Here is a 1,930-nt window from a genome sequence, read left to right on the forward strand (position 1 = left end):
AAGCTAGGAGAATCAATGTCTCCAGACACATCAACGCCTAAATCAATTACGCCATGTCGGTCTTGCAATAATGCTATCGCTAATGTCACAGGTAGGCTGGTTGCTAAACTACTGTTACTGCGTTTACCTAGCTCGAGTTGATCAATCACTACATGATTACTGCCAACTAATTCATTGTTTTTTAGCTGGTAGGTTAGGTCCAATGACAGTTGGCCTTTATCAATATAATAACCAGCATAAGTGCCAGAATAAGGGTTAACCGAGGTGAGCTCTACTTTGTCAAAGTTCAAATTAAGGTCAAGGTAAGGTTGTGCTAATAACGGGTTAATATCACCTTTTAATGTCACCGGAGCGTATTTGTCTATTTTGCCGGCTAAATCCACTGATGCGGTGGTTTCTGGGTTTGATGATAAGTTGGTGATTTGACCATTAAGCATTTCAATGCCCGAAGCAAAATTGGGCGTTAACGAATTGTCAGCAAAGAAGGCAGAGCTGTCTGTAAAGCCAATCTTATTAATGTTGATCTTCATTTGCGGTGCATCGACGGGTTGCTCATTACCTGCCGATAAGGTCGCTTGGTCAGCTTTACTTGGACTAACAGCAGCTTTATCTGTCTCAACACTAGCAGTGGTTTGTTTTATGTCTGCAGGAGTGTTGATTAACTCGCTAATATTGGTGCTGCGGTCGGGTGAGATAATAAGGCGACTAAACAGCTTATCAACGTTTATTTCATCAATATCAATGTTAGCTTGTTGGCGATCAAACGATAACTGGTTGATGTCCATAGTTTGCCATGTCAGCAAAGGTTGTTTTAACACGTTATCGTTAATGTGTAATTGGCTGATGTTTGCGCTGCCAGAGTAGGTTAGCGTATCTTTAGCGTCTGCATGCAAAATGCCCTTAGTGGAAAACATGCCATCTTCAATAGTGATATTGATGTAAGGAGCAATATAAGGTTGTAAGCGTGACAACAACATATTACTAAAGTCGATTTCAGCATTCACCGTTTGCGCTAATGCATCTACTTGTCCTGTTGATGTTAATAAGCTTTGTTGATTGATTCCAGCCGAAAATTGATAATCAATCGGGCTGGATAGATCTGATTGTATTACCCCTGTAGTGAGGTCAATTGGGCCGATTTGCCAAAGAATAATCTTATCACTGGCAATGCCTTCACCCAGTTTAACTTGATACTGCGCGATACTGATTTTGTCTAGTGTGACTAACCAAGAAGAGTCAGCCTCGATGGATTCTGCCGCTATTGCTGTATTTTGTTGAGTAATTTGTGAGCCTGACTCAACCGTCGCTTCTTTTGGAGCATCTTGTGTCGCTGATGGTGGTGATTGCTGCGCTAATAGTGGCTCTGCATCTGTATCTGTTTTTTCAGTTGCATCGTTAGCTGCTTTTGTTTTGAGCTCAGTGGTGACTTTTTTCACTGTCTCGATGGCTTTATCAGTAATGGTATCAGCCACATCTGTGCTGTCAGCTTTTGGATCATCTGAGTTAGCAGTCTCTGAATCTGTCGTGTCTGTAATAGCAGATTCGGTAGTCGTTGAGGCTGTAGAAGGTAAATCTGAGGTCTCTACGGTAGTTGTTAACTCAGTGTCTTTAGGCAGCAATAAAGCAACCAAATCAGCACCAGTAGGAGTGATATTGAGTTTGATATTACCTTTTTCGGTATGGAACTCACCAATGCTAACGCGCTTTTTGTGGCTATCTAGGTCGATGTTGTTTAACGCTAGTACATCAATGGCGATTTTTTCATCTTGCTGATGTAGCGCTTTAAAATGATTAATCACTATTTGTGCTTTGGTCACATTGATATGGCTTATTGGTGCTAAGTTTTTGTCTTGCAACGTCACAGCATACTGTCCGTTTAGGCTCAGCGTGCCTTCAGCTAAGTTAATCGCAAACAGTTGATCAACAAAAG

At 41.5% G+C, this 1,930-nt stretch carries 1 protein-coding gene; it reads right to left on the reverse strand.

Annotation, left to right across the window (positions count from 1 at the left end; translation table 11 throughout):
* The coding region (locus CXF78_RS15675) for a DUF748 domain-containing protein (RefSeq protein WP_145991490.1) at positions 1–1,930 on the reverse strand (1,930 nt) is incomplete at both ends.

This window comes from Shewanella sp. 11B5, from assembly GCF_002836795.1.
Lineage (GTDB): Bacteria > Pseudomonadota > Gammaproteobacteria > Enterobacterales > Shewanellaceae > Shewanella > Shewanella frigidimarina.